Source organism: Priestia sp. 10L35 (assembly GCF_056395685.1).
In genome coordinates this window covers 78,904-100,542 of the sequence record NZ_JBFTKA010000009.1, presented here as the reverse complement: position 1 = coordinate 100,542, position 21,639 = coordinate 78,904, and the positions used below count along the sequence as shown (strand labels likewise).

Here is a 21,639-nt window from a genome sequence, read left to right as displayed (position 1 = left end):
AAAGCCGCCTTATAGGCGACTGGTTTAAGCTAGGTCAGCTGTTATGGACTGCTTTTGAAGGTGATCAGACAGCAGGCTGTAAGCAATAATTTTCTTTTTATACTGTTTTACGACATCGACATGATCATCATAACTGTATACGCACAATCGAACATCTTTTTTTCCTTTTTTCGTATCGATAATCAGTGGAGTTTCACTGTCTTCTAGGTGTTTATAATAGTCCTTATTTCCTTCATGGACATAATATTGTTTTAAAAATGTTGCTTTATTAAAATAATCAATCACTTGCATTTTGTCTTTGCCTTCTAAATGTTTCCCATCAACTGTGACAGTAACGCTTTGGTCATCAAGTGTTGGGTGTAATTGAAATTTAGTCATAAGCCATTTGACCACTGGAGTTGGAAGACACGTTATTAATATTTTGAGTGCACTTACAAGAATGATGGAAAGTAATACAATCCACGTCATAGTTAATCATCTCCGCTATAGTTTAAATGAAATAAGATTACATACTTATTTTACCACAGAGAACATGATTGCTTTTTGTACATTATGTGAACCTTCCTCAGTGAAAAGATGTATATGAAATACGTTTATTTATGCACATTTAGGGAAATATAAAATTATAACAAATACTACATATAAAAAAAGGAGAAAAAATTATGTTGTGGACGATTATTGGACTTTTATTTATTTTTTGGTTATTAGGATTAGTTTTTCATATTGGCGGCGGCATCATTCACATTCTTCTTGTCATTGCAGTGATTGTGCTAATCGTAAAACTTGTGAAACGAATTTAGATATAAAAGGCCTTTCCTTAGGGAAAGGCCTTTTATGTGGAGAGATTATAAAAACAAGACGTATTTTGATATAAAAAATCATATGCTTCCGTTTCAGAAACTCCTTTGAGACGTGCTATTTCCTCAACGGACTGATGTATCATTGATGGAACCGTTATTTGGTTTTGAAAAGGTCCTTCAAATGGCCACGGACCATCTGTTTCGACCATCAAGTAGTCAAGAGGGTATTCCATGGCAAGCGCTTGGATTTTAGGCTTATATACAATATCAGGTGTAACTGAAATATAGTAACCGTTGTTTTTCATTCGTTCAACGGTTTTTTTAGCTCCTTTGAACCAGTGGAAGTGCGCTTTAGACACGGAATGTTTTTCCAGTAAGTCACACACAATTTCAGCGTCTTCATATACAGCGTGAAGAATTAATGGTTTTCCCCATTTTTTTGAATGAATAATAAAAGCTTCAAGCAGCTCCAAATAGGGCTCTAGAGAAAGAGTATAAGTCTGACTTAAGTAATAAGGTAGACCTACCTCCCCAACAGCTATCATTTCTTCATTGTTTTGATCAATCCAGGCAAACAGCTCCGCTAATTCATTTGAAGAAGGCAGCATTTGTTCAGGATGAAATCCGTAGGCGGGTTTCACACAGGAATACAATTGGCTGATTTTTTGATTAAGTTGGCAAGACTGTAATGTGGAAGATACAGAAATAAGCGCTTGTAACGAAGGATCCTTCTCTATTATGTCTTTCCAGCTTTTCGGTTCATATTGATCGAGATGAATATGAGCGTCAATGATTTGTTTCATAAATATCGCTCGCTCCTTTCAGCCCAATTTGTTTAGAAATAATACGTAAGAAAATGTATGCTTCTGTTAGGCTTCCATTTTATTTTTTATGTATTTTTTGTTCCCCCATTTAGCAATAGATGAAAACGTATAAACAATAAGAGCTAACCAAATCAAACTAAAAGCAATAACATGAGCTTTTGTTAGCGATTCATGGTACAGAATTACTCCTGCTAGCAGAGATAAGGTTGGTGAAATATATTGAAGAATACCAAGCATTGATAATGATACTTTTTTAGCACTTTTTGTGAATAATAAGAGTGGTAGAGCTGTGACCATTCCACTTCCGATTAACAAGAGACTTGTTGAAAAAGAATCAAAAAACTGCAAGTGTGATTGAAACGTGAGGTAGCCTATGTATGCTAATGCAATAGGGGAGATGACCATCGTTTCAAGAGTTAATCCGATTGTTGAATCAGCTTTAATCTTTTTCTTTGCCAAACCATATAATCCGAAAGTAAGAGCTAAACTAAGCGAAATCCAAGGAACCACACCATAATGAAGACTGAGTGTTAATACCCCGATCGCTGCTAGTATAAATGAAAAAATTTGAGCCCCGCTTAATCTCTCTTTTAAGACAATAACACCTAATAAAACACTTGTTAGGGGATTAATATATTGTCCAAGGCTCGCTTCTACTATTTTTCCATCAATGACAGCCCACATAAAAATGCCCCAATTTGCACTAATAAGTACAGACGCAGTAAAAAGGGACCAGAATAAGGATGGTTTTTTCATTATTTCTTTTACAAACGTAATGTATGTACGCCATTTCTTTGTTATCAATAAAAGAATAAGCATAAAAATAAAAGACCAAAAAACGCGCTGAGCTAAAATCTCCCCCGGTGCTACGTGGTGAACCAGCTTCCAATAAATTGGCGTGAGCCCCCACATAAGATAAGAAAGGACTGCATACGTTACACCCTCTTTGTCATGATTTAAGTTCATTTAAAACCTTCTTTCTAACATGAGATAAATTTGGTAATAAGAGTGATAGATTAACATAAAAAAGCAGCATAAACGATTATATCACAGAGAAAAACGATTCTTCACATGTTGAATGGCTCAAAAAAGCGCTATGCGCAAGGTCATTGCTTTTCCGTGTCTAAAATAAAATCAAATTGCGTGTTTCTAACAAGGTAAGTGCTTACACAAGTGTGCATGATAAGCGCTCTTTCAGCTTATATTCAAGTGGTTATGAAAAACAGTTGATTTCCCCATTAGAAACTGTCAAGCTTAAGGAAGAAAAAAATCTTAGAGGAAAGAATATATAGGTGACGAATATGATCGAAATAAAAGCGTCTGCGATAAGCGACGGAGAATTTAACAGAGGTGTATTTGCTAAGCAAGATATTAAAAAAGGAACGCTTATTCACGAAGCTCCTGTTATCGCTTATCCTAATAAAGAGCATGATTTTATTGAGAAAACAACACTAGCGGATTATGCTTTTGAATATGGAGTGAATCATACGGCTATTCTTTTGGGATACGGTATGCTGTTTAATCACTCGTATACACCCAATGCTACGTATGAAATTAATTTTGACAATCATACCTTTGATTTTTATGCATATACGGATATCCAAGCAGGAGAAGAAATTCTCATCAACTATAATGGAGATGAAGATGATCAAGAGCTCCTTTGGTTTGATCGTGAAGATGAAGAAGAACAAAAGTAAAAAGTTAAGCCCATCGAAAATCGATGGGCTTTTTATTATGCTTTTTTATCTGGATACATAGTAGAATTCAAACGGATGAATTGGTAAATATGCGTAATAATAACTTTTAAAACGGCATATCCAGGGACGGCTAAAATGATACCGATGATTCCGAATAAGTTTCCGGCGGTTAGAATGACAAAAATGACGGTAATCGGGTGAATGTCTAGGCTTCTTCCCATAATTTGCGGAGATATTACTTTACCTTCAAGCAATTGAACAACTGCCCAGACAATGGCTAGTTTTACAAGCATGAAAGGAGAGGTAATAAACGCAATAATAATGGCTGGAATAATGGCGATAATAGGACCAAGGTAAGGCACAACGTTGGTTACCATGGCGATAATCGCTAGAAGTAATGCATAATCTAACCCAATAATCAGATAGCCAATGAAAAGCAGTACACCTATACAAATCGCAACAAAAATTTGCCCGCGAATATATGCGCTTAATGCGTGGTTCATGTCGGCTAAAATGAATTTAGCTTCAGAACGAGAGCGGTTTGGAAGCAGTTTCACAATGTAATTAGGTAAATTTTTCCCATCTTTTAATAAGTAAAAAAGAATAAAGGGTAAAACGGCAACCGATAATATAATTTCTGTAATTGTGCCGACAAAGTTCACAATACCGCTTGAAAATCCAGAAACATATTTACTCAAGTGTTTGGATGCATCTTTTGAAATCTTATCTAGGTCCGTGTTAGCCGACTGAAGACCTTGTTCGACATATCGGTTATTCGAAAGGTTCGTCACCGCATGCTGAACGTCATGCGTCAGCTCTGGGATATTATCAATAAGACGGTCAACTTGATTTTTTAGAGGCGGAATAACCGATGAAATAATAATGGCTAATGCGCCGATAATCACTATGTATAAAACAAGAATGGAAATAATTCGTTTTACACCTTTTCGTTCTAAAAAGTCAACAAGCGGATTAAATAAATAAAAGCAAATTCCTGCTAAGATAATCGGCAGTGCGATTGTTTTAATAAAAATAGAGATAGGAATTAAAATAAATCCGATTTTTGATAACGAAAAAATAGTCATGCTGAGAATAAAAATAATAATTGTATATACAACAAATTTATTATTTAAGATTTTTTCTCGGAAAAAAGTTCCTTTCTGAGGTCTAGGTTCCAAGCTGTTCAACTCCTTTTAAAAATAAATGTATAGTTATCATACCCTGATTTAGACTAATTTAAGAGGGTTTTTTACAAAGAAGTGTGCATACTAGTAGAAAATCTTCTAGAAAGAAGGGGTAAAATCATTGAAAGAAGATAAACAACCATCGTATGATGATTTCTCTACAGTAGAAAAAAGCCATGAGTATATAACCGCTGAAGAATTTCCAGACGGTCCTTTCGGCTCTCCTGTTAATCAAAAACTGGGGAAATCTACTTCATGGGAAGAAGGGCAGCGAACGTATAGCGCATTTAATTATGAAAACAAAAATCTTCATGAAAAAGCGCAGAGATTATTTCCAGGCGCTCATCCTGTACATGATAACCCAGAGGAACATGAACAAAATCCAAGTTAATGTCTTTATTATGCTCTGAATATATTGCCCTATCTTTTTGCTGAATTATGTTGACAATAAGCAATTTAGCCTGTAATATAAAACGTAACTTATCACTGTTTCTACAGGATTCGACAAAATTTGATTTACTTAAACTTGTGATCTCAACTTCTATTTACAGCTATTAGAGCGCTGTAAGTAGAAGTTTTATTTATGTTATCGATCAAAAAGAAAAAAGCAGGTCTGCTCAAGCAGGCCTGCTTTTTTTATTATTGAACAGCGTCAAATTTATTTACTTTCCACTGAGAATTAGATTTATAGAATGTGACAGTTCGTTTTACGCTGCCGCCATCTACAGTTGGAACTGTGAATTCATAAGAGCGAACTGTTGCTGTTTGATACACAAGCTTAGTTTTTGCTTTTGACCACTCTAACATGCTGAATCCGTCGCCGATTGGATGTGCAAGTTTGCCGTTATATGTGATATAGCCGTAATTTGTTAATCCTTTTTCTACTGCACTGTTTGTAAATGTCTCAGATAAGTAGCTTGATAGCTCAGCTTTTGTATCAAATTCTGGGCAAAGATACACGTACTCAGTTCCTTTATATTCAAATGTACGTTCTGTACATGGTTTGTTTTTATAACCGTGCAGAGCACTCCAGAAATGATTGCTGGCACTAGCTGCAATTTTGACAGCATTTGCATCCGTTAGTGTTGTAGATGTTGTTTGTGCTCTAACTCCAGTGCTTAGTGTAAAGAAAATAGCGATTGATGATAAAACTAGTCCAATTTTTTTCATTTCTAACTCACTCCTAATTAATTAACCTTATTTATGTAACAATTATGTGTTTTATATTTCTTTTGTTACATTTATATTACAATAAATTTGTAATAAAAGAAAGTGTTTTGTCTTTTTTTCTTAAATTTTTTTAGTTTTTTACTAGTTTCTAAACTAGTTATAGTAAGGGAATTACCAGTTAAAGGTTGAATTATCAATGTTTTCAGGCGTTTCTTTCTACTTTTTAATCTTTTTTTCAAAAAAAGATTGTTTGTAACAAAAATGTAATAAAAGAAGCTTAATACCTTTACGATACAGAAAAATAAAGATAAAACAGTGAAAGATCGATTCTAAAAGTTTGTTTTCCTTTTTTAGGCATATTTCTTTTTGGGTTTTGAGGTTTTTAGTAGAGTAGATTAAAAGGAGGCGAAATGATGAAAGGTATTATACATAGTGAAAAAAGTGGAATAGCAGGTATGAAGTACAGAAATCTTCAGGAGATGCTCCCTGAAAGAGGAGAAGTAAAAGTAAGACTAAAAACAGCAGGTTTAAACCGGAGAGATTTATTCGTTATGAATAATCGAGGCAAAGGAGATGAGCCGTTTATCCCCGGTTCAGACGGTGCAGGCATTATAGAAGAATTGGGAGAAGGCGTAAAAGGTTTAAAAAAAGGAATGGAAGTAATTATTAATCCAAGTCTAGAGTGGGATTGTGTAGAACACGTTCCACTTACACCTAAAATTTTAGGCGGTCCATCACATGGAACATTTGCAGAGTATGTAATCATACAAGCGAATAACGTTGTACAAAAGCCATCTTATCTATCTTGGAAACAGGCGGGAGTTCTTTCATTATCCGCTTTAACTGCTTATAGAGCTCTATTTACAAAAGGCCAATTAAAAAAAGGAGAGCACCTCCTTATTCCCGGTATAGGAAGCGGAGTCGCGACCTATGGATTGTTATTCGCAAAAGCTATCGGAGCTAACGTAACAGTCACTTCTAGAAGTGGTGAAAAAAGAAAGCAAGCTCTAAAGCATGGAGCGAATTATGCATTAGATAGCGGAAGCAACCTAAAAGAAGAAACCAACAATAGAAAAGTAGATATCATACTTGATAGTGTGGGGGCAGCTTTATTTCCTGCTTATTTTGAAATATTAAAGCCAAATGGAAGAATTGTTAATTTTGGTGCAAGTTCTGGAAATGAAGTTGAACTACCTCTAAGAACCATTTTTTATCCTCAATTCAACATACTTGGTACGTCTATGGGAAGTCAGGAAGAATTCGTGGACATGATGGATTTTATAGAGAAACATCAAATTAAACCAATCGTCGATCGATTCTATCCGCTGTCAGAGGCAGTTGCAGCTTGCGAACGATTAGATAAAGGGAAACAATTTGGCAACATAGGTTTACTTATTTCGGAATAAAAAAACCCCCAGCGCTAACTGGGGACTTTTTTATATAATCAAACGTTTGTTTAAATGAAAGAAACACGGTAATAACAGCTTTTTAGCGCTTTTTATCATAACCACCAAGCCAATAAAAAAGTAACCAACCCTCCTAGTATCAAAAATCCCATGCTGTATTTGAGCGTGTATTTAAACAGTTCACCTTCTTTTCCAGCCAGTCCCACTGCTCCGGCAGCGACGGCAATTGATTGAGGAGAAAGCATTTTAGCCATCACGCCGCCGGCAGTATTGGCCGCTACGAGAATAACTGGCAAGACATTAATTTGCTGAGCTGTAGTTAGCTGCAAGTTGCCGAACAGCGCATTATTTGATACGACAGACCCCGTTAGAAATACGCCGATCCAGCCAAGAAATGGAGATAAAAATGGAAAATAAGCGGCTGATGTAGCGAGCGCCAATCCAAGTGTAGAAGACTGTCCTGAATAATTTGAAATAAAAGCAAAAGCAATGACCATCATAATAGTAATAATAGGTCTTGATAATTCTTTTACGGTTTCTAAAAGAGTGGTCCATGCCACTTTTGGCGATACGTTAAGCAAGAAAACTGAAAGGATACAAGCAATAAGAATTGCTGTACCTGTTGCTGCAAATACGTCTATTTTTAAGATAGCAGCGTAAGGCGTAGGATCTTTTACTAAAGGCGCTGCTTTAATTACGTGATTGTGTAAAAATGGGACGTTAATAAGCAGGTTCATATGTTCAAGCATTTTTTTGACAAAAGAAATGCTCCAAGCCGTAACGAGTATCGTTAATAGAATAAAAGGAGACCAAGCCTTTAAAATCTGTTTTGGTGACAGGCTGAAGCTTTTAGCTGCTGCCGGGCTTGTTCGTTTAATATAAAAAGCAAGAGCAAGTAAACTCACAATAGAAGATGTGATATTTGGAAGTTCAGGGCCGATGTATGTAACAGTTAAATACTGTGTCAGTGCATAGGAAACGGCTGTGATGCTCGTTGCTTTCCATACGTCTTTTAATCCTTTTATCCCATCCATAATAAAGACAAGTAAAAAAGGGATAAGAAAAGAAATAATCGGAAGCTGCGTGCCAAGAAAATGAGCAATTTCTTTTGGATCTATGCCAGATACTTGTCCTGCGACAATAACAGGAATCCCCATGGCGCCAAACGCTCCTGAAGCTGTATTAGCAATTAAACATAGCGCCGCTGCTTTTAATGGTTTGAACCCAAGTCCAACTAGAAGCGCTGCTGTAATGGCAATTGGAGCTCCAAATCCCGCTGCCCCTTCTAAAAAAGCATTAAAGGAAAAAGCAACAAGCAGCATTTGCAAGCGGGGGTCATCCGTTATTGAAATAATAGATTGTCTGATGGTAGTAAACTGTCCGCTTTTGACAGTTAGCTTGTATAAGAACACCGCTCCGATAATAATATAGCTGATGGGCCAAAGTGCATACAGAAACCCATAGCCTGTGGCTCCTAAGATCATTGAGGCAGGCATATCATAAAAATAAATAGCAATAATCATAGAAAGAAGCACCGTAATACCAGCAGCAATATGTCCTTTTAATTTCAAAAGAGTTAAAGCAATAAAGAAAAAGATAATGGGGATGAGTGCAATTAGTGCAGAAAGCCAAATATTATCTAACGGATTATATACCTGAGTCCACGTCATATTCATACACCTCTACTACATATTTAAAACAAGGGAGCGGGAGAGTCCCCCGCAAAAATCTTTAGATGTTACACAAAAGCTCTGTCGCGAGTTTGCTTAAGTATGCTAGCAGAGTGCTCGAGCTGCTGCTGTTCGTGAGGGGTTAAATTCAATTCAATAATTTGACGCACGCCGTTTTTATTAATGATAGCTGGTACGCCGATATACACATCAGAAATACCATATTGTCCTTCTAATAAAGCAGATACTGTTAAAATAGAATTTTCATCATCTAAAATAGCCTTGGTAATGCGTACAAGCCCCATTGCAATTCCGTAATAAGTCGCTCCTTTTCGATTAATAATATGGTAAGCCGCATCGCGGGTTTGTTCGAATAGATGCTGCATATCCGGTTCTTTTTCAATAGCGGCAGTATTGATAAAATGTTCGAGCTTCACACCGCCAATTTGCGCGTGGCTCCAAACAGGAAATTCCGTATCTCCATGTTCCCCCATAATATAAGCGTGGACGTTGCGAGAATCTACTTCGAAATAGTCGCTTAACAAGTAGCGGAAACGAGCTGTGTCAAGAATCGTTCCTGAACCAATTACCCGTTCGTTTGGTAATCCTGATACTTTTTGTGTAACGTGTGCGAGAATATCAACTGGATTTGTTGCCACTAAAATGATGCCGTCAAATCCGCTGTTCATAATATCTTTTACAATGCATTCAAAAATTTTAACGTTTTTTTCAACTAGATCTAAGCGTGTTTCCCCTGGAGCTTGATTAGCGCCCGCTGTAATAACTACTAAATCAGCGTCAGCACAGTCTTTATAATCTCCAGCCCAGATTTTCATCGGTGTGGCAAATGGCATTCCATGATTGATATCACGTGCTTCACCTTCTGCTTTTTCTTTGTTCATATCGATTAACACTAATTCATTGGCAATACCTTGATTCACCATTGAAAAAGCGTAGCTTGAGCCAACAAAACCAGTTCCGATAACAGCAACTTTTCGTGTTTTTGGTGTGAATTGTGTTTTCATTTGTATCATCCTTTGAATTTTATTTTGTGATGTTTTTCACAATGTTAGTGTAACAAGAATAAATTGCTTCAGCTGTGATAAAAATCACACCCTTTAAAAAATAGTAAACAATTTTACAGGGCGATTTTAAAAAATGTCCTTCTACATGAAGTGCCACATTTAGAAAGATCTTAAACGTTTAAAGTGTTGAGTAAAGGCAACTTGTTTTGCAGAAAGCTAAAGAGTTTAACATTCTCTATTTGTATGTTAGCAGCCAATAATGTTTCTATAGACCCACACGAAATCCATTTGTTACACTAAGTTTGCTTATTTTGAATAAAGGAGTGGAAGGGATGGAGAACTACTATGAGCAAGCCCAAAAAGGCGCTTGGGTTAGTATCTTATCATATATCTTTTTATCAACATGTAAACTTATCATTGCGGGTGTCACCGCTTCCTCTGCATTAAAAGCCGACGGTCTTAATAATGTTACAGATATTATTGCATCGATTGCCGTCTTGGTCGGCTTAAAAATCTCTAAAAAACCTCGTGATAATGATCATCCCTATGGACATTCCAGAGCGGAACATATTTCTTCACTTATTGCTTCTTTTATTATGATGGTCATCGGACTAGAAGTATTGGTTGATGCGGGTCAGTCATTATTTATGGACAAATCTGAAGCTCCTAATTTACTGGCTGCTTGGGTAGGTCTTGGAGCGGCTGCTATTATGGGTGGTGTTTACCGATATAATATTAAGCTTGCTAAAAAACTTGATAGCCAGTCTTTATATGCGGTTGCTAAAGATAATTTGTCTGATGCACTTGTGAGTATAGGGGCTGTTGTGGGAATTTTCGGCTCCCAATTCGGCTTGCCATGGCTGGATGTGGTAGCTGCTTTTGCTGTGGGAATTATTATTTGTAAAACAGCCATTGAGATTTTTAAAGAAGCGGCTCATTCCTTAACGGACGGATTTGATGAAGAAAAGTTAGGGCACTACAAAGAAAGCATCGAGCTTGTAGAAGGTGTAAAAGAAGTAGAAGATGTGAAAGCGCGCAAGCTTGGTAATCAAGTCGTGATTGATGTAACTGTTAAAGTAGATCCCCATTTAAATGTTATCAAAAGCCATGAAATTGCCGATCAAATTGAACATATGATGAACGATGAGCATCAAATTAAAGATACGCTTGTTCATATTGAACCTGATGCATACGAAAAGCAAAAATAAGACCAGCACGTTCTTTCGTTATGAAAGGATGCGCTGGTTTTATTTTGCGGGAATTTGAAATAAATCACAAAAACTTCTTCAAAAATGAAAATGAAAAGCCGTTATTAGTAATATAAAGATTTTTGTAGAAGGGTGAGGGAATGAAGAGGTTAAGTGCAAAGCTCGTAGTATTTTTTAGTATTTTTATAGCTATTTTATTATTAGTTGTTTCAGGGGCTGTTTATCAATTTACCAAAACGCAAATAGAAAAAGATGTAGAAGTTCAGTCTCAAAGTCAAGTGAAAGAGTTAAAAGAAACCATTCATACATACTTAGACATGTATAGTCGTTCTTTGCTGACGTATAGTGAAAACGATGTAATTGTTAATTTTGTTAAGCAGGAAGGAGATCAAACAAACCAAGAGAAAAATCCGTATTTTACATGGAACACAGTTCAAAAAGAGTTTACGCAGTTTAAAGAAAAGTATCCAAACCTAGCACTTGAATACATAGGCACTCAAAATAAAGGAATGTATTCTGTTCCCAAACAAGAGTTTGGTTCAAACTATGATCCGACTTCAAGGGTATGGTACAAACAAGCAGTAGAATCACCTAATGATGTTGTTTATACGGATCCATATGAAGATGCAGCAACAAAAAAGACGGTCGTGACAATTGCAAAGGCTATTTTAGATCCAGATACTAAAAATGTACTGGGCGTTATAGCTACTGATTTAGACTTAGATGCATTAAAAAACATTGTAGGTAAAGCAGAAGTAAATCACGGTGGGTATGCATTTTTATTTGATCAAAATGGCACAGCGCTCGTTCATCCAACAGAAGCTGGGAAAAATTTGATGAATCAGCCATTTATGAAAAAAATGTACGAAGCAGACCGGAATAGAGATTTCATGAAGTATACCTTTCAAGGTGAAGAGAGAGTCATGGCATATGATACTCTCGAAGGGACGAATTGGAAGATAGGAAATGCCTTTATTTATAATGAAATGCTCTCAAGCGCTCATCATTTACTGACTGTTATTGTCTGGATTGCGTTAATTGGAATCTTATTATCAGTGGTGTTAACCATCTTTTTCTCAAGAATTATTACTAATCCAATTCGCCGCTTGAAAAATGAAGTAGCCAAAGTAACAGCTGGCGATTTAACGGTTCAGGTGAAGACGAAGTCAAAAGATGAAATTGGTGAGCTTACTCATTTATTTAATGATATGGTAGCCAAAATGAAAACATTGATTGGCACGGTTCAGACGTCTGTTGAGACAGTAAAAACGTCTGTCGAAGACTTGAGTGCCGTATCTGAAGAAGCAACTGCATCCAGTGAGGAAATCGGCCGGGCTATCCATGAGATTGCCAGCGGTGCCACGCAGCAAGCTTCTGACGCTGACTCTACTAATCATAAAACGATGAGTTTATCTTCGCAAATTGAAGAAGTCATTGAACAAAATGCACAGATTAATAAAATGACGATTGAAGCTGTAAGCATCAATGAAAAAGGTTTAAAACAGATGCAGCTCCTTCGCAACCAAACCACTGAATCGTCTCAAACGATTCACGCTGTTCAAGCTGTAATGGAAGAGTTAACAAATAAGATGAAAAAAATTGAATCTATTATTTTCACGATTAATAGTATTTCAGATCAGACAAATTTACTTGCATTAAATGCTAGTATTGAAGCAGCTCGTGCAGGAGAACATGGCAAAGGATTTGCGGTAGTAGCTGAAGAAGTGCGAAAACTTGCTGAACAGTCCTCTCAGGCCACTGAACAAGTTCGCCATACGATTGCAGCGATTCAAGGTGAAGTCGCTGCTGCGCGTGAAGAATGCAACCGTACAGAAGAGCTTTCAAAGTCTCAAGACTTTGTGGTAGGAGATACAGAACGAGCTTTTCATGAAATTGCAACTACGATTGAACAAGTGGCGGCGGCTGTCGAACATGTGACAAGCAGCATGGACAGTATCGATGAGCATAAGGAAGACGTGGTAGCGGCAATTCAAAGCATAGCAGCCATTGCACAGCAATCAGCAGCAGGAACTGAAGAGATTACCGCTTCCACAGAAGAACAAATTAGAGCTATTTCTACTGTTTCTCAATCAGCGGAACATCTGCAAGAGATTAGTGAAGAATTGGCGAACTTGATTCGTCAATTTAAAATTCAATAGAAAAAAAGAGGCTAGGACAAAAGTATTTTAGTTAAAGGAAAATCCGAACGATGAATTGAGATTCTTGATAAAGAATTCAACTCGTTCGGATTTTTTTATTGATATGGTGAACGCAGGTTTCATGTAGGTATCTCAAGCGGTTCAGCGCACTTCTTCTATTTGTTTGCCCTTAGCTGGTTGTGTCTTAACCTCTCTTTTATATTTAATAGGAAAGCAACTTGCTGTAAGGCAAAAAGACTTGCTGAGTTAGAGGTGCAACAGCTGAGACGCGCTGATGTGTAAACGGATGTATAAAAGAAAGCTTAATGGCATGTAAAGCTTGCTGCTGCTCTTTTAATCTCTTTCCTCCATAAAGAGTATCACCAAGTAATGGATAGTTGATGTGACTCATATGAACACGAATTTGGTGAGTGCGTCCAGTTTCGAGCGAAAGTTCAATAAGCGTTTCGTTTTTTGCCGTATTGCGTTTTAACACCCGATAAAGTGTTTTGGCAGCTTGTCCCGTTCTAGATACTCGTCTTCTTGTAGCGTGATGACGATCACGTCCAATGGGTTCATTGATGATTCCATCCTCTTTTTTTATGATTCCTTGGACGAGGGCAATATAAGTCCGATTAATTTTACGTTCAGCCAGCAGCTGATCAAACACGGAGCTTGCTACAAAATGCTTCGTGAATAAGATAGCACCTGATGTATCGCTGTCCAAACGGTGAACGTGTCTAGGCTTTGTTTTGAGGCCTATTTTTTGAAAATAAGCAGCTACAGCGTTTAAAAGAGTTTTTTGGTCTTGTTCTGATGAAGGATGAGTATCTAGGTTTATTGGTTTGTTTACGATTAGTACGTGCTCATCTTCAAACAAAATCTCTATATCAACATTGTAAGGTGTTATTTCATTAGGCTCTGCTTCAAAAAAAGGAAGTGACATTTTATCATGTTCCTTAAGAGTGTTTCTCCATGGTAAAGGCTCACCGTTTATAAGCACATTTTTCTTCATCCGAAACTGATGCAGCGTTTTTTTAGGAATCCGCCATTTCGTTTTTAAATACTCTTCAATTGTTTGCCCTGCATCATTTTTTGCGATTTTATCTTCTAGCCATTGGCCGTGTATACTCATATTTAATCCCTTCCTTACATACTAGTAAATATCCTTTAATCTTTTAAAAGAACTTGTAAATAATTAGGAGGAAATAACTACCTGAAGTTCTCGTTTTATGTTTATGTTATGCTAAATAAAGAGACATAAGTTAAGAGAAAAAGGGGGGGTAACCATGAAAATTGCCCAAGCAGCTCCGCCAGAAATGGAGAATTACATAGAAGAGTTGACTGAACAGCTTCGCTATGACTTGTTACCTCGGTATGTATCTGTAGATAAGCTTAATCCTGATGAATTATTAAACCCAGATTATTGTACAGACCATTTATATAATGGCTTACTCGATGAAGCATTGCAAGTCATTAGTAGCCTTCAGACAATAATTGCCGTGATTGAAGCGATCCAACACCGGCCGATTGAAGAAAGCGACTGCGAGCAATTCGAAAAAAATATTGCAATTTTAAAAAAATACGGGTTCTTATTTCCTGTTTCCATTGAGTGTTTTGCAAAAGAAAACAATTTGATTACGTATTCGTATGAATCGTTTTATAATTCATACATAAATTAAAGAAAGAGGCTGGGACAAAAGCATTTTAGACGAAGTGAAGAACGAACCATTGATCGAGATTTTTGATTAGTGGTTCGTTTTTTTGTTATGGTAAACGTAGGATTCATTTAGTTGTGTCTCAACTTATTTCTTTTTATTGGTATATTTCAGATTTCAATTGGACATTCAAAAAGAGCTTGTGATATGGTCAAACTTGTATAAATCCATCACAAAAAACAAATAGGAGCGAAAACATGACAAAAGCAAAATTATGTTTTATCGGTGCAGGCTTTCACGCATCAACGAACATTTATCCGTCCGTTATTGAAGCGGGAGCAGAAATTAAAGCAATTTCCACACGCAGTATGGAAAGATCAAAAGCTGCTCTTCAGCGATTTGGTAGCAGCGGTACGCCATACGATGATTATAAGGAAATGCTGAAGCAGGAAAAGTGCGACGGAGTAGTAGTTGTGGCACAGCCTGAAGATCATCCTGCTTTGGTGCTTGATTGCATTCGAGCGGGAAAAAATGTTTATGTGGAAAAGCCTTTGGGGCTGAATGAAAGGGAAGCAAAAGAGATTTCAGATGCTGCTAGGGAAGCTGGCGTAAAAGTAATGGTAGGTTTTATGAAGCGCTATGCACCTTGCTATATAAAACTAAAAGAGCTCATTGAAGAAGGAAAACTTGGAAACGTCCGTTCATTTCAAGCGAGGTTTGCTGTAGACAGTACCCCTTTTTGTAAAGATGAAAAGCAGTTTATGAAGCTTGCTGCCATACATATTGTTGATCTTGTCCGTCACTTGTTCGGCGAAGGCGTTCACGTGGCAGGGTTCAGAAATAATCATGGTGAGTATATTTCAAATAGTATTTCGCTGAAGTTTGAAAATGGCACTGTAGGGAGCCTGTATTTTACTGGCATGACAGCGTGGTCTCGCGAAAGCGAAAACTTATTAGTGACATTTGACAATGGCTTTGCTTTTGCTGATGAAGTAAACGCATTGACTATTCACGAATCTCAGACTTTTGATGATTTACCATGGAAGTCATTAAAAGAAAGCGACCGTGTGTTTACACCTTCTGCTTCTCCAATGTCAGGAGCATATCGAGATCTTTACCTTCGTGGATTTGTTGGAGAGATGGCTCATTTCATTGAGTGTTGTACAAGTGATAAAGAACTTCTTTCCAGTGGAAGTGATAATGTAAAAACCATGAAATTATGTGATCAAATACTGTCATCTTTAATGTAAAGAAAGCTTTAAAGAAAAGAATGTACGATGAATAAATTTCTGCAAATTATGTAAAACATACTAAATAATGTTATGATTAGACAAGTCGTATAAACGAAATTATTTACCTTTCATAAGATTACAGAACGTTTCAATCTTATTACATATGTTTAAAATTAGACTAAATGGTTTCTTTTTACGCCTATATCATATACAATGCCCCCTAGATGATTTTTTCGAATAGCTAATAATCGTTTGGGATTATGAAAGGAGATTAATCATGAAAAAACTGATGTATACATTGCTCATTGGGGTAATTGCTGCAGCTTTAACAGCATGCGGTTCAAACGATGATGCAAAGCAATCAAAAAGTGATGATCAGAAAACTGCACAAACTGAGAAGCAAAAAGAGGCTCAGGAAAAGCAGGAAAAGCAAGCAAAAGAAATGCAGAAGAAATTAGATAAACAAAAAGTAGATGAGAAGAAAACCGTAGCGGTTGTAAACGGTAAAAAAGTTTCTGGTGAAGAATATAATGCGGCATTATCTTCATCACAAGCCCAATATCAACAAATGGGACAAGACCCAACATCTAAAGAAGCAGCTAAACAAGTAAAGCAGCAAACAATTGACAATTTAGTAGGTCAAACGCTGCTATTGCAAGAAGCTGAAAACAAAGGCTATAAAGCAACTGATGAAGAAGTAAATAAAAAGTTAAAAGAAACGAAAAAGCAGTTCAAAACAGATAAACAGTTTAAAGCGGCTTTAAAAGATGCAGGACTAACTCAATCACAATTAAAGTCTGAGCTGGCTGACAGCATTAAATATCAGCAGTACGTAGATAAAGACATCCAAACACCAGAAGTAACAGATAAAGAAATTCAAGATTATTACGATCAATTTGCAAAACAAAGCCAAAGTCAAGCAAGCGGCGGTAAAGAACAATCTCAAATGCCAAAGCTTGAAGACGTAAAGCCACAAATTAAGCAGCAGCTTGAACAACAAAAGAAACAAGAAGCATTAGAGAAAAAAGTTGAAGAACTTAAGAAAAATGCAAAAGTTGAAGTGAAGCTTTAAATACAAAAAAAACGTCCCTTTAAAGGGCCGTTTTTTTGTTATGTACATTTATTGCTTCTTGTCAGTAAAAAGGGGTGCGTGAAAGATTTTATTGTATTTTGACTTATAAGATAAAAAGTGTTCTGATGGTTTGACTTTCATCCTATACTTTTCTTATATAGATATAAGAGAAATTGGGGGAGTCGATAAATGAAAAAGGTGGCTGTTTTTTTTGTTGGGCTTGTTTTTTTACTCGCGGGGATGGGCCTGACAGGCAATGCGTCTGCGGCGTCAAATCAACTTATTATTATTAATAAATCTACTAACACCCTTGCTTTTTATGATGGAGGAAAATTAGTAAAGACGTTCAAAGTTGCGACAGGCAGGCAGATGAGTTATACACCAGAGGGTACCTTCAGCATTGTGAATAAAATTAAAAACCGGCCTTATTATAAAGACAACATTCGGGGAGGAGATCCTAGGAATCCGCTAGGTGATCGCTGGCTAGGATTAAATGCGCGCGGAACATATGGAACAACGTATGCTATTCATGGAAATAATAATCCAAGTTCTATCGGAACTTACGCAAGTTCAGGGTGCATTCGTATGTATGATGAAGAGGTACGCTGGCTGTTTGACCGCGTTCAAACCGGTACAAAAGTGGTTATTGGTCAATTTCATTCTCAAGGTTTTGATTCAATCGCTGTTAAAAACAAATACAAAGTAAGCAGTGCTCCAGTCGCCCAGAACCTTTGTAAAACGAAAAAGCTTTCAAAAGGCCAAATTGGTTTTGTAACGATTGAATCACCGATGGTTTTGTTAAAAGAAGAAAAAGGAAAATGGGTAAAGATTCGTACGTTAAATCGCGGTGAACGCTATAATGTATATAAAATAGATGGCATTAAAGTCTCTTTAGGACCAGGGTTTATTGAAAATTATCCTACTAAAAAAACATCCATAAAATTAGATATTTGCAAATAGAAAATGAGGCTGGGACAAAAGTATTTTAGCCTAAGTAAAAAACGAACCATGAATCAAATATTTTGATTCATGGTTCGTTTTTTTATTATGGTGAACGTAGGTTTCATCTGTTCTGTTCCTTCTAGCAGTTGCACGGAAATCAATAGCGGTGTCACAAGCTATTTATATGAGCTAATGCATCCATTTGTTCGTCTTTAGATTGGATTTATTTCGTTATGTCTCAACCTCATTTTTTGAATTTTTAATAATGTTTATTATAATAAAAAACAGGGAAACTAATTGCCTAATGAAGAGAGAGAAAGGGTTGTTTTAACGTATGTCTACAATAGATTTATCAAAATTCGAGAAAAAAATGATTATTCGTAACATCAAACCGGACGATATAGATGAAATTTTAGCACTTCAAAAGCTATCATTCCCGGGAATGGATCCGTGGAAAAAAGAACAGCTTGAAAGTCACCTGGCCATTTTTCCAGAAGGACAAATATGTGCAGAGTACGACGGGGAAATTATCGGATCTTGTTCAAGCTTGATTGTGAACTTTGATGAGTACGATGATCAGCATACGTGGGACGATATTACAGACGAAGGATACATTACAAATCATAACCCCGAAGGCTACAATCTGTATGGAATTGAAGTAATGGTTCATCCAAAGTATCGCGGCATGAAAATAGGACGCCGCTTGTATGAAGCGCGTAAAGATTTAGCACGTGAATTGAACCTGAAAAGTATCATTATCGGAGGAAGAATTCCTAATTACCATAAGCATTCAGCTGAAATGTCGCCTAGAGAATATGTAGAGCAAGTTATTCATCATAAAATTTATGATCCAGTCCTATCTTTTCAGCTAATGAACGGATTTACGCTTATGCGTATAAACCCTGGTTATCTTCCTGATGATCTAGCTTCTAATAAGTATGCAACGCTGATGGAATGGAACAACGTAGATTATGTTCGCCGTTCAAAACGCCATTTTAAAACGTCATTCCCAGTGCGTATTTGTGTTGTTCAGTATATGATGAAACAGATCAATTCATTTGAAGAGTTTGCAACACAGGTAGAATATTATACAGATGTTGCTTATGACGCAAAAGCCGACTTCTGCGTATTCCCGGAAATTTTCACAACTCAGCTAATGTCTTTCTTGAATGAAAAGATTCCAAGCAAAGCGGTTCAGCGCGTAGCAGAATATACGGAAGAGTACATTGAACTATTCACTAATTTAGCGGTTAAATATAACGTAAATATTATTGGAGGATCCCACTTCGTTGAAGAAGATAATGGAGATATTTTTAATATTGCCTATCTATTCCGCCGAGATGGAACAATTGAAAAGCAGTACAAAGTGCATATTACACCTAATGAAAGAAAATGGTGGGGAATTAGCCCAGGAGACAAAGTTGAAGTGTTTGATACAGATTGCGGTAAAATTGCGATCCAAATTTGCTATGACATCGAATTTCCGGAGCTTGCTCGTATTGCTACCGATAAAGGTGCAAATATTATTTTTACACCATTCTGTACGGAAGACCGTCAAGGCTATTTGCGCGTAAGATACTGCTCTCAGGCGCGTGCGATCGAAAACCAAATTTATACGGTTATCGCAGGTACAGTTGGAAACCTGCCTGAAACAGAAAACATGGATATTCAGTATGCTCAGTCCGCTATTTTTGCACCGTCTGACTTTGAATTTGCACGAGACGGCATTGTAGGAGAATGTAATCCTAATATTGAAATGGTAGTTATTGGAGACGTAGATTTAGAAATTCTTCGCCGCCAGCGTCAATCGGGAACGGTTCGTCAATTAAAAGACCGACGCCACGACGTTTACAATATTAAATATAAAAAATAACGAAGTTTCTAAAAACATCATGCAAATGCATGGTGTTTTTTATTTCAACTTTTGCCATAATAAAAACTATTACAATGAATTTTGTGGACTAACCATGGAAAAGAGGGGAAAACATGAGTTTTCATGGACAATCGGTATTACCCGCTGTTCGAGATATGAAGCAATTGGAAAAATTTTTAGTAAGTAATTATGAGTACGGAGTTCTTTTAGACAATCAAGTGGGCATGCTAAAAGGAATTATGAAAGAGGTCCATAAGCATGAAAAGAAACTAATCATTCATTTAGATTTAATTCATGGCTTAAAGCACGATGAATATGCGGTTGATTTTTTGTGTCAGGAGTTTAAGCCTGCGGGGATTATTTCGACAAGAACAAACGTCATTTTAAAAGCTAAACAAAGAGGGATTTATGCCATTCAACGGGTCTTTTTATTAGACAGCACGGCTTTGAAGAAAAGCTACGAGTTAATGAAGAAAGTAAAACCCGATTATATTGAGCTTCTTCCTGGAATTGTGCCCACTTTAATCCAAGAAGTCAAAGCTGAAACAGGCATTCCAGTGTTAGCTGGAGGTTTAATACGAACCGAAAAAGAAGTGCTGAATGCTTTAGGAGCCGGGGCTTCTGCTGTTACAACATCAAATAGAGAACTGTGGAGTATTTCAACTTAAAAAAACTGTTTGACAACGCTTTCACCATCTAGTAAACTTCTAGATAAGTTAATAGATGTGAGGGAGAATAGGAGATCCACGGTATAGCCTTTTAATGATTTTATTAGGGGGATGTATTGTGGATTTTCTTATTTTCTTGTTATTTTAATCGTTTTCATACAAAGGGGAGGTTATTTATATGCAAGCATTCTTAGGAGAAATAATTGGAACAATGATTTTAATTATCCTTGGCGCTGGTGTATGTGCGGGCGTCAATTTAAAAAAATCGTTTGCTGCTAATTCAGGATGGATCGTTATCACAATGGGATGGGGAATGGCAGTAGCGATGGCAGCATATGCGGTTGGTAATATGAGTGGGGCACACTTAAATCCAGCGTTAACCGTAGCGCTTGCTATTACAGGTGATTTTCCGTGGTCACAAGTACCGGTGTACATTTTAGCTCAGTTTATTGGAGCCATTCTTGGCGCAACAGTTGTTTATTTACACTATCTTCCACACTGGAAAGAAACAAAAGATGCTGGTACAAAATTAGGCGTATTCGCAACGGGGCCAGCAATTGCTAACCCATTTGCAAACGTTTTAAGTGAGGCAATTGGAACGTTTGTATTAGTAGTAGGAATCTTAGCAATTGGAGCAAATAAATTTACAGATGGATTAAATCCTTTAGTAGTAGGATTTTTAATCGTAAGTATTGGTTTATCATTAGGAGGAACAACAGGCTATGCCATCAACCCTGCTCGTGATTTAGGACCTCGTATTGCTCATGCTATCTTGCCGATACCTGGCAAAGGCAGCTCGAACTGGAAATATGCTTGGGTGCCAGTAGTGGGTCCTTTAGTAGGCGGATCAATCGGGGCAGTATTTTACCAAGCGGCATTTTTAAATAAAATGTCAAGCAGTTTATGGGTTGTTTTAAGTCTAGCGCTGATTGTTTTAGCAGTTATCTACGCTGTTTCTAAACAAAAGGCAGCACAGATTCAATCAGCAGTAGTACCGAAAAAATGAATGCGCTTTACCATCTAACTATGTACAATAAAGAAACGACACTATACAGAGAATAGGGGATATTGA

Annotated in this window: 21 protein-coding genes; 13 read left to right on the top strand and 8 right to left on the bottom strand. The window is 36.9% G+C overall.

Features of this window, described 5'->3' with window-relative positions; translation table 11 throughout:
• Positions 1–24: 24 nt before the first annotated feature.
• Complete coding sequence (locus AC1DEF_RS24585; RefSeq protein ID WP_097824979.1) at positions 25–468, bottom strand: YfmQ family protein; 444 nt, start codon at positions 466–468, stop codon at positions 25–27.
• A gap of 194 nt (positions 469–662) precedes the next feature.
• Here AC1DEF_RS24585 and AC1DEF_RS24580 point away from each other — a divergent pair, with 194 nt between their 5' ends.
• Complete coding sequence (locus AC1DEF_RS24580; RefSeq protein ID WP_013055244.1) at positions 663–800, top strand: lmo0937 family membrane protein; 138 nt, start codon at positions 663–665, stop codon at positions 798–800.
• A gap of 32 nt (positions 801–832) precedes the next feature.
• On the opposite strand, the gene AC1DEF_RS24575 is transcribed toward AC1DEF_RS24580, so the two are convergent.
• Together AC1DEF_RS24575 and rarD are read right to left on the bottom strand one after the other, a co-directional pair.
• Positions 833–1,603: a TatD family hydrolase gene (locus AC1DEF_RS24575; RefSeq protein WP_097824980.1), complete on the bottom strand. Its 771-nt coding sequence runs from the start codon at positions 1,601–1,603 to the stop codon at positions 833–835.
• Positions 1,604–1,669: 66 nt separating this feature from the next.
• Positions 1,670–2,590: an EamA family transporter RarD gene (gene rarD / locus AC1DEF_RS24570; RefSeq protein WP_097824981.1), complete on the bottom strand. Its 921-nt coding sequence runs from the start codon at positions 2,588–2,590 to the stop codon at positions 1,670–1,672.
• Positions 2,591–2,925: 335 nt separating this feature from the next.
• On the opposite strand from rarD, the gene AC1DEF_RS24565 reads away from it, so the two are divergent.
• Positions 2,926–3,321 carry an SET domain-containing protein gene (locus AC1DEF_RS24565; RefSeq protein ID WP_025753011.1) on the top strand — a complete coding sequence of 132 codons (396 nt, stop codon included), beginning with the start codon at positions 2,926–2,928 and terminating at the stop codon, positions 3,319–3,321.
• A 35-nt stretch (positions 3,322–3,356) separates the two neighbouring features.
• Here AC1DEF_RS24565 and AC1DEF_RS24560 read toward each other — a convergent pair whose 3' ends face one another.
• Positions 3,357–4,499, bottom strand: coding sequence for an AI-2E family transporter (locus AC1DEF_RS24560; RefSeq protein ID WP_013081622.1), 1,143 nt, complete (start codon positions 4,497–4,499; stop codon positions 3,357–3,359).
• A 127-nt stretch (positions 4,500–4,626) separates the two neighbouring features.
• Here AC1DEF_RS24560 and AC1DEF_RS24555 point away from each other — a divergent pair, with 127 nt between their 5' ends.
• Positions 4,627–4,896, top strand: a complete 270-nt coding sequence (locus tag AC1DEF_RS24555) for a hypothetical protein (protein WP_014461729.1) — start codon at positions 4,627–4,629, stop codon at positions 4,894–4,896.
• A gap of 248 nt (positions 4,897–5,144) precedes the next feature.
• On the opposite strand, the gene AC1DEF_RS24550 is transcribed toward AC1DEF_RS24555, so the two are convergent.
• Positions 5,145–5,675 carry an IseA DL-endopeptidase inhibitor family protein gene (locus AC1DEF_RS24550; protein ID WP_097824982.1) on the bottom strand — a complete coding sequence of 177 codons (531 nt, stop codon included), beginning with the start codon at positions 5,673–5,675 and terminating at the stop codon, positions 5,145–5,147.
• A 413-nt stretch (positions 5,676–6,088) separates the two neighbouring features.
• Here AC1DEF_RS24550 and AC1DEF_RS24545 point away from each other — a divergent pair, with 413 nt between their 5' ends.
• Complete coding sequence (locus AC1DEF_RS24545; RefSeq protein WP_097824983.1) at positions 6,089–7,081, top strand: zinc-binding dehydrogenase; 993 nt, start codon at positions 6,089–6,091, stop codon at positions 7,079–7,081.
• Between the two features lie 95 nt (positions 7,082–7,176).
• Here AC1DEF_RS24545 and AC1DEF_RS24540 read toward each other — a convergent pair whose 3' ends face one another.
• Both AC1DEF_RS24540 and AC1DEF_RS24535 read right to left on the bottom strand, forming a co-directional pair.
• Positions 7,177–8,757: a lactate permease LctP family transporter gene (locus AC1DEF_RS24540; protein ID WP_043981682.1), complete on the bottom strand. Its 1,581-nt coding sequence runs from the start codon at positions 8,755–8,757 to the stop codon at positions 7,177–7,179.
• 62 nt (positions 8,758–8,819) lie between these two features.
• A complete protein-coding gene (locus tag AC1DEF_RS24535) occupies positions 8,820–9,776 on the bottom strand; it encodes an L-lactate dehydrogenase (protein WP_013081626.1) in 957 nt (318 codons plus the stop codon).
• A gap of 332 nt (positions 9,777–10,108) precedes the next feature.
• Here AC1DEF_RS24535 and AC1DEF_RS24530 point away from each other — a divergent pair, with 332 nt between their 5' ends.
• The gene (locus AC1DEF_RS24530; RefSeq protein ID WP_043981683.1) at positions 10,109–10,984 is read left to right on the top strand and encodes a cation diffusion facilitator family transporter; all 876 of its coding nucleotides are present in this window, start codon (positions 10,109–10,111) and stop codon (positions 10,982–10,984) included.
• 140 nt (positions 10,985–11,124) lie between these two features.
• A complete protein-coding gene (locus tag AC1DEF_RS24525; RefSeq protein ID WP_097824984.1) occupies positions 11,125–13,143 on the top strand; it encodes a methyl-accepting chemotaxis protein in 2,019 nt (672 codons plus the stop codon).
• A gap of 202 nt (positions 13,144–13,345) precedes the next feature.
• Here the strand turns inward: AC1DEF_RS24525 and AC1DEF_RS24520 are convergent, their stop codons facing one another.
• Positions 13,346–14,257 carry an RluA family pseudouridine synthase gene (locus AC1DEF_RS24520; RefSeq protein WP_097824985.1) on the bottom strand — a complete coding sequence of 304 codons (912 nt, stop codon included), beginning with the start codon at positions 14,255–14,257 and terminating at the stop codon, positions 13,346–13,348.
• Between the two features lie 154 nt (positions 14,258–14,411).
• Here AC1DEF_RS24520 and AC1DEF_RS24515 point away from each other — a divergent pair, with 154 nt between their 5' ends.
• From AC1DEF_RS24515 to AC1DEF_RS24485, 7 genes are all read left to right on the top strand, one after another.
• Positions 14,412–14,804, top strand: a complete 393-nt coding sequence (locus AC1DEF_RS24515; protein ID WP_013081630.1) for a YhcU family protein — start codon at positions 14,412–14,414, stop codon at positions 14,802–14,804.
• A gap of 233 nt (positions 14,805–15,037) precedes the next feature.
• Positions 15,038–16,030, top strand: a complete 993-nt coding sequence (locus tag AC1DEF_RS24510; protein WP_097824986.1) for a Gfo/Idh/MocA family protein — start codon at positions 15,038–15,040, stop codon at positions 16,028–16,030.
• A 259-nt stretch (positions 16,031–16,289) separates the two neighbouring features.
• Positions 16,290–17,084, top strand: coding sequence for a SurA N-terminal domain-containing protein (locus tag AC1DEF_RS24505; RefSeq protein ID WP_034654560.1), 795 nt, complete (start codon positions 16,290–16,292; stop codon positions 17,082–17,084).
• Between the two features lie 189 nt (positions 17,085–17,273).
• Complete coding sequence (locus tag AC1DEF_RS24500) at positions 17,274–18,044, top strand: L,D-transpeptidase (RefSeq protein ID WP_043981687.1); 771 nt, start codon at positions 17,274–17,276, stop codon at positions 18,042–18,044.
• Between the two features lie 316 nt (positions 18,045–18,360).
• Positions 18,361–19,899 (top strand): carbon-nitrogen hydrolase family protein, encoded by a 1,539-nt coding sequence (locus AC1DEF_RS24495; protein ID WP_013055260.1) that lies wholly within the window; start codon positions 18,361–18,363, stop codon positions 19,897–19,899.
• A 113-nt stretch (positions 19,900–20,012) separates the two neighbouring features.
• Entirely contained in the window at positions 20,013–20,567 is a 555-nt protein-coding gene (locus AC1DEF_RS24490; RefSeq protein WP_043981688.1) for a glycerol-3-phosphate responsive antiterminator, read from the top strand.
• Positions 20,568–20,745: 178 nt separating this feature from the next.
• Positions 20,746–21,573, top strand: coding sequence for an MIP/aquaporin family protein (locus AC1DEF_RS24485; RefSeq protein ID WP_025752994.1), 828 nt, complete (start codon positions 20,746–20,748; stop codon positions 21,571–21,573).
• Positions 21,574–21,639 lie beyond the last annotated feature (66 nt).

Excerpts from the sequence above, each read along its gene's own strand:
- AC1DEF_RS24585 (WP_097824979.1), bottom strand. The coding sequence starts at position 468 with ATGACGTGGATTGTATTACTTTCCATCATTCTTGTAAGTGCACTCAAA.
- AC1DEF_RS24580 (WP_013055244.1), top strand. The coding sequence starts at position 663 with ATGTTGTGGACGATTATTGGACTTTTATTTATTTTTTGGTTATTAGGA.
- AC1DEF_RS24575 (WP_097824980.1), bottom strand. The coding sequence starts at position 1,603 with ATGAAACAAATCATTGACGCTCATATTCATCTCGATCAATATGAACCG.
- rarD (WP_097824981.1), bottom strand. The coding sequence starts at position 2,590 with ATGAACTTAAATCATGACAAAGAGGGTGTAACGTATGCAGTCCTTTCT.
- AC1DEF_RS24565 (WP_025753011.1), top strand. The coding sequence starts at position 2,926 with ATGATCGAAATAAAAGCGTCTGCGATAAGCGACGGAGAATTTAACAGA.
- AC1DEF_RS24550 (WP_097824982.1), bottom strand. The coding sequence starts at position 5,675 with ATGAAAAAAATTGGACTAGTTTTATCATCAATCGCTATTTTCTTTACA.
- AC1DEF_RS24545 (WP_097824983.1), top strand. The coding sequence starts at position 6,089 with ATGAAAGGTATTATACATAGTGAAAAAAGTGGAATAGCAGGTATGAAG.
- AC1DEF_RS24540 (WP_043981682.1), bottom strand. The coding sequence starts at position 8,757 with ATGAATATGACGTGGACTCAGGTATATAATCCGTTAGATAATATTTGG.
- AC1DEF_RS24535 (WP_013081626.1), bottom strand. The coding sequence starts at position 9,776 with ATGAAAACACAATTCACACCAAAAACACGAAAAGTTGCTGTTATCGGA.
- AC1DEF_RS24530 (WP_043981683.1), top strand. The coding sequence starts at position 10,109 with ATGGAGAACTACTATGAGCAAGCCCAAAAAGGCGCTTGGGTTAGTATC.
- AC1DEF_RS24525 (WP_097824984.1), top strand. The coding sequence starts at position 11,125 with ATGAAGAGGTTAAGTGCAAAGCTCGTAGTATTTTTTAGTATTTTTATA.
- AC1DEF_RS24520 (WP_097824985.1), bottom strand. The coding sequence starts at position 14,257 with ATGAGTATACACGGCCAATGGCTAGAAGATAAAATCGCAAAAAATGAT.
- AC1DEF_RS24515 (WP_013081630.1), top strand. The coding sequence starts at position 14,412 with ATGAAAATTGCCCAAGCAGCTCCGCCAGAAATGGAGAATTACATAGAA.
- AC1DEF_RS24510 (WP_097824986.1), top strand. The coding sequence starts at position 15,038 with ATGACAAAAGCAAAATTATGTTTTATCGGTGCAGGCTTTCACGCATCA.
- AC1DEF_RS24505 (WP_034654560.1), top strand. The coding sequence starts at position 16,290 with ATGAAAAAACTGATGTATACATTGCTCATTGGGGTAATTGCTGCAGCT.
- AC1DEF_RS24500 (WP_043981687.1), top strand. The coding sequence starts at position 17,274 with ATGAAAAAGGTGGCTGTTTTTTTTGTTGGGCTTGTTTTTTTACTCGCG.
- AC1DEF_RS24495 (WP_013055260.1), top strand. The coding sequence starts at position 18,361 with ATGTCTACAATAGATTTATCAAAATTCGAGAAAAAAATGATTATTCGT.
- AC1DEF_RS24490 (WP_043981688.1), top strand. The coding sequence starts at position 20,013 with ATGAGTTTTCATGGACAATCGGTATTACCCGCTGTTCGAGATATGAAG.
- AC1DEF_RS24485 (WP_025752994.1), top strand. The coding sequence starts at position 20,746 with ATGCAAGCATTCTTAGGAGAAATAATTGGAACAATGATTTTAATTATC.